The following is a 6,000-nucleotide window of genomic DNA, read 5'->3' on the forward strand; positions in this document are numbered from 1 at the left end:
AGGACTGCGCATCGCCCCTGCCCACAGGCAACCGAGGAGAGTGCACACCCCGTGATCGAACACTCCCACGCAGCCCCGCCGCCACCCGTCTCCGAAGTCCAGCTCTCCGCAGGGCCGGTGACATACCAGGACACCGGCGGGGACGGCCCCGTCGTCGTCCTGTTGCACGGCGTCGCCATGGACGGTTCGCTGTGGCGGCACGTCGTCGCCGACCTGCGCCCCGACTACCGGTGTGTGGTTCCGACCCTGCCGCTCGGCGGTCACCGCAGACCCATGAAGCCGGACGCCGACCTGTCGGTCATCGGCGTTGCCCGGCTGGTCGCGGAGTTCCTCGATGCGCTTGACCTCACCGACGTCACCCTGGTGATGAACGACTGGGGCGGGGCACAGGCCCTCGTCGCCGACGGGCGTGATCAGCGGATCGGGAAGCTCGTCATCACCTCCTGCGAGGCCTTCGACAACTTCCCGCCCGGACTGCCCGGCTCCAATCTCTACGCCTCCGCCAAGATGCCTGCCGGCCTGCACCTCGCGTTCATTCTGCTCAAGCTGAAGCCGATGCGACGGCTTCCGATGACCTGGGGTCGGATGAGCAAGCGGCCTGTGCCGGACAGCGTGATGGACGCGTGGTTCCGGCCGCTGTGGACATCGGCGGAGATCCGGCGCGATCTGCGCAGGTATGTGCTCGGGGTGCCGCCCAAGGAGGAACTTCTGCGGTGGGCCGAGAAGTTGCGTGACTTCGACCGGCCCGCGCTCGTCGTCTGGGCGGCCGAGGACAAGGTCATGCCGCCGGAGCACGGTCGCCGTCTCGCCGAACTGCTGCCCAAGGGGGAGCTGGTGGAGATTGCCGACAGTTACACGCTGATCCCCGAGGATCAGCCGCAGCAACTCAGCAAACACATCAGGACGTTCCTGCGGAGGTCTTGAAGGCGGGTCCGGGTCCCTCTACGCGATCGCGAGGACATCGAGGACGGACGCCACGGTCGCGCCTGCTGGTACACCCGGTGGGGGATGGGTCCCGTAGGCCAGGCGGCCGGCATGGCAGAACCTGAACGGCTGTGGCGCGCAAGGGAGATCGCCGAGTTCCTCGGCGACGTCACCCTCGTCGCCACTCATCGACAACTCGCCCGCCGGACCGGGACAGGAATGATCAAGAGAGCTCGCACCGGCCGCTGCACGGCAATCACACAGTTGACGAATCCCGTGCATGACCTGCGAAAACGCTAGCCATCCGGCCTTGGGGAAACGTCAACTGACTGGGAGCGGTGGGTCTGTGCCGAGTGTGGCGGCATTCCGCCATGGCCCACATCCGCCCCACTCGGTCCGTTGATCCTGCCCGGACCCAACTGTGAGATTGGCCAGGCGGCTCAGGTGTTCTCGTGTCTGCGGGCTTGGCCGCACGGTGACGTTTCGCCCCTTGGTGAGGAGCACGATGAAACGAGGAAGACGAACAGGTGTGATTGCCGCGGCGTCGGCCGTGTTGATCACCGCGGCGCTGATTGCGCCTGCGGCCGCAGCCGCCGACCCGGCCGGCTCCGAGAGTGCCGGCGCGAGCAAGGTCGAACCCGCTGATCCCGACGGGCCACAGGGGCCGGGTCGGTCGCCCGTTGCTGGGCTCGACGACCGGGCCGGGCGCGACATCCCGGATTCGATCTACAAGGCGGGGAAGACCGACGGGTTCAAGCCGCTGACCGACGATTCGCTGTCGGATACTGCGGCCGAGAAGCTGGGCAACGCCGACACCAGGCTGCTGCAGCAGGCGCAGGCGTCGAAGAAGAAGTCTGTCACGGTGTTGATGCTGGCCCGGAAGGGCGCGACCGACGACGTCGTCGCCGCGGTGGAGAAGGCCGGCGGGACCGTCGGGTCGGTGACCGGAAAGGTCGGCTACGTCCGGGCGACCGTCCCGACCGACAGCGTAACCACCTTGGCCGGCCTTCGGTCGGTCGCGGCGATCGACCTGAACCGGACGTACAAGATCCCGGGCCCGGATCTGGGCGCCGCGGGTGCGAAGACGGCGGCAACGAAGGCCGCGGGGCCGACCGCGCCCGGCGTGAACACGCCCGCCGACAACCCGTACCTACCGATCAACGAGACCGGCGCCGAGGCCTTCGTCAAGGACAACCCGGCCTGGGACGGGCGCGGCACGGTCGTCGGCGTGCTGGACACCGGCGTCGACGTCGAGCATCCCGCGCTGCAGACGACCAGCGACGGCAAGCCCAAGATTGTCGATTGGGTGACCGAGACCGATCCGGTCACCGACCGCGACGGCAGCTGGGTGCGGATGTCCACCACCAAAACGGGTCCGACGTTCAGCTACCTGGGCAAGACCTGGACGATCCCGGAGGGCACGTTCCAATTCGGCGTGTTCTACGAGAGCGCGACGGCCGGGAGCGACTTCGAGGGCGACCTCGACCGGGACGGCGACACCCGGGACTTCTACGGGGTCCTGTACGACCCGACCACACACAGGATCTGGGTCGACGGCAACAACGACCAGAACCTCACGGACGAGACACCGATGGCCCCGTTCGCGGTCGACCGCCAGGTCGGCCACTTCGGGAGCGACGACCCCGCAACACCGCAGAACGAGCGTATCCCGTTCGTCGTCGAGTACCGCGACGACGTCGATCTCTCCCCGCTCGGCGGCAGCAACGTCGGCAAGACCGCGAACTACGTGTCCATCGGGTTGCCGGTCGCCTCGCACGGCACCCATGTGGCGGGGATCACCGCCGGCACATCGATGTTCGGCGGCCGGATGCACGGTGCCGCACCGGGCGCGCAGATCGTGTCCGCCCGCGCCTGCACCTGGGGCGGTGGCTGCACCCAGGCGGCACTGACCGAGGGCATGATCGACCTGGTCGCCAATCGCCATGTCGACGTCGTCAACCTGTCCATCGGTGGGCTTCCCGCATTGAACGACGGCTCCGACGTGATCGCCGCGCTCTACGACAAGCTGATAGGCCACTACGGCGTCCAGATCATCATCGCCGCCGGCAACGACGGCCTCGGCACCAACACCGTCAGCTCGCCGTCCGTGGCGGGCAAGGCCATCTCGGTCTCCGCGTCCGTCAGCTCCGACACCTGGTGGGCCGGCTACGGGTCGAAGGTCGCCACCAAGCAGGGCATCTTCGGCTTCTCCTCCCGCGGCCCCGCTGAGAACGGGGCGCTGGCGCCGCAGGTGTCCGCGCCCGGCGCCGCCATCTCCTCGATCCCGATGTGGCTGTCCGGTGAAGCCGTCCCCGAGGCCGGGTATTCGCTGCCGGCCGGGTACGGCATGGCCAACGGCACCTCCATGGCGGCCCCGCAGGTCGCCGGAGCGGCGGCGCTGCTGCTGTCGGCCGCCAAGGCCAGTTCGCTGACGGTCGGCCCGGCGGCGCTGAAGACCGCCCTGACCGGCACCGCCGCCCCGATCCCCGGCGTCCCGACCGTCGCGCAGGGCGCCGGCATCATCGACACCGTCGCGGCCTGGAAGCAGCTCAGCGCCGGCATCAGCACCAATGAGCTCACTGTGTCGGCTCCCGTTTGCAGTTCGCTGTCCGGCCTGCTCGCGACTCCGAACACCGGCGTCGGCATCTACAACCGATGTCTGCCGACGGAAGGCGGCCAGGTGACCGGTGCGCAGAAGACCTACAAGGTCAGCGTCACCCGGACCAGCGGTGCCGCCGGGAACGTCGTGCACCGGATCGGTTGGATCGGCAACGACGGCACGTTCAGCGCCCGCACGGCAACGCCCCTGCAGCTCGGAAAAGCGGCCGACATCGCGGTCACCGCGACCGCGACGACCTCCGGCGTGCACAGCGCGATCCTGACCATTGATGACCCGGCGACGGGCGGCATCGACCAGTTCGTCGCCGTCACCGTGCTGGCGACCAAGCCGCTGGCCAAACCCGACTACGCGGTCACCAGTTCCGGCACGCTCGGCCGAACCGGAACCACCTCGCTGCTGGTGCCCGTTCCCGAGGGCGTCGAAGCACTGCAGCTGACCCTGGGCGGGCTCGCCGACGGCAGCCAGGTGCGCGCATTGCCCATCGACCCCGACGGCATGCCCGCGGACTCCAACGCCAGTTACCACTGCTACACCAACTACACCGACCCGGCGAAGTGCAACGCCACCGCACGGCCGGTGTACCGACCCAAACCCGGCATCTGGGAGTTCGTGATCGAGTCTCGCAGGACGTCTCCGGTCGAACAGAACCCGTACACAGCGACGGTCTCGCTGCAGGGCATGTCGTTCGATCCGGGGACCGTCACAGTCGACAAGGTGACGATGAACTCGCCGACGAAGGTCGGATCGACGGGGACGAACACCTTCGGCCCCGCGATCGCCCACGTCGCAACTGGCGAGATCGGCGATGTCCGCAACTTGTTCTCGACGGTCTCGCAAGGCGAAATCACGTCCAACATGCTCTATGTTCCGCGTCGGACGACCCGGCTCGACGTGACGCTGACGCCCAGAGACGCTGCCGATCTGGACTTCTATGTGTATTTCAACGGCAGGCCGATAGGCCAGAGCACCACGACCGGGGACTCGCCCGAGCACATCGTCATCGATGATCCACAGCCGGGTACGTACTTCATCGTGGTCGCGGGAGTCGCCGTGCCCGGAGACAACGTCACGTTCGACTACCACCAAGAGATGTACTCGAAGGGCCTCGGCACGATCACGCCGAAATCCGACGCGAAGTACACGGTTGCCACGGGCCAGTCGATGCCGGTCGGCGGGGCAATGATCGTCAGCGCTCGGCAGTTGACCAAGGATCCCATGGTCGGCCGAGTACGAGTGGCCAACGAGTACGGCACGATCATCGGGGCGGCGGACGTCACGATCGCCTCTGTCGATGTCCCCAAACTCGATCTGGTCGGGTGGGCCCCGCCATTCGTCGGCGCGGCTCTCAATGAGAGCAGCGTGGTCGCGGGGGATCGCCAGTACAACTCCAGGATGACGCCGACCGTCTGGACGGCCGCCGACGGGTTCACCAACCTGGATCTAGCCGGGGGCAAGTACGGATCGGCTCTGGACCTGAATGACGGCGGGATCGCCGTCGGTGTCGCGACGGACAGTGCATTGCATTATCTTCCCGCCCAATGGGCCAAGGACGGATCGCTCACCGTGCTCGGCGTCCCGGATTGGCGGCCCTATTCCAGCGGCTACGCGACCGCCGTGAACAACAAGGGGGTGGTCACCGGATTCTCCGAAGCAATCGTCAAGGAGTCCGACGGCAAGAACCACAGCTACAGTGACGGGTTCGTGCGGACGCCGGACGGGACGTTCAGCAAGCTGGCCCACCTGTCCTCGGATCTGACGGGAACCCAGCCGCGTGCCGTCAACGATGCCGGAATGATCGTCGGTGCCTCGCGCACCGATGGCCATGTGCCGCACGCGGTCACCTGGGATGCGACGTCAGGTGTTGTTCAGGATCTCGGCACGCTTCCGGGACAGTCTTCGGCCCAGGCGAACGATGTGAACGCCTCCGGGACTGTCGTGGGGACCAGCGGTGACGACGCGTTCGTCTGGACCAAGGACGGCGGAATGCAGCGCCTTGCCGACTACGGATACAACGCGACCGGCGAGAAAGTCACCGACGACGGGTGGATCCTCGGAACTGTCGAACTGTTCCCGGACGTCGCGGTGTCGGCGATGTGGGACCCGCAGGGACGGCTCTGGGATCTGTCCGGCATGGTGCCGCTCTCTGCCGGTGATCGATTCACGCCGACCTACAGCTTCGACATCAACGATCACCACCAGCTGATGGTCTACGGCGAGGGCGGCCCGAACGCCGCCTGGTCCAGCTCGGTGATGCTGAGGATCCCGGCAGGTCTGGGCAACTAGTGCCTTGACCGGCAATGTCTGCCCCATGCGGAGCGCGTGTGCCGGGCGGTGCGACGGGGCAAAGCTTGCCGGGAGGGGCACTGGGCCCCGGCGCCACCTCGTCCCGTGGGGGCCCCCCCAGACGGGGGGGGGGGGGGGCGAGTGGGGTAAAGGGGAGGTGGTTAAAGCATGCC

The 6,000-nt window shown here is 67.5% G+C and carries 2 protein-coding genes; both read left to right on the plus strand.

All coding sequences use genetic code 11. The features are described 5' to 3' along the window. Window positions 1–51 precede the first annotated feature (51 nt). The gene (locus ACFU6I_RS37580) at window positions 52–924 is read left to right on the plus strand and encodes an alpha/beta fold hydrolase (RefSeq protein WP_384375557.1); all 873 of its coding nucleotides are present in this window, start codon (window positions 52–54) and stop codon (window positions 922–924) included. A gap of 505 nt (window positions 925–1,429) precedes the next feature. Beyond that, window positions 1,430–5,827: a S8 family serine peptidase gene (locus tag ACFU6I_RS37585; protein WP_384375561.1), complete on the plus strand. Its 4,398-nt coding sequence runs from the start codon at window positions 1,430–1,432 to the stop codon at window positions 5,825–5,827. Window positions 5,828–6,000: the final 173 nt, after the last annotated feature.

The sequence above is a fragment of the Streptomyces sp. NPDC057486 genome, assembly GCF_042802415.1.
GTDB lineage: Bacteria > Actinomycetota > Actinomycetes > Streptomycetales > Streptomycetaceae > Streptomyces > Streptomyces yanii.

Bases quoted from the DNA above. Each gene is read 5' to 3' on its own strand.
- ACFU6I_RS37585 (WP_384375561.1), top strand. From the start codon at position 1,430: ATGAAACGAGGAAGACGAACAGGTGTGATTGCCGCGGCGTCGGCCGTG.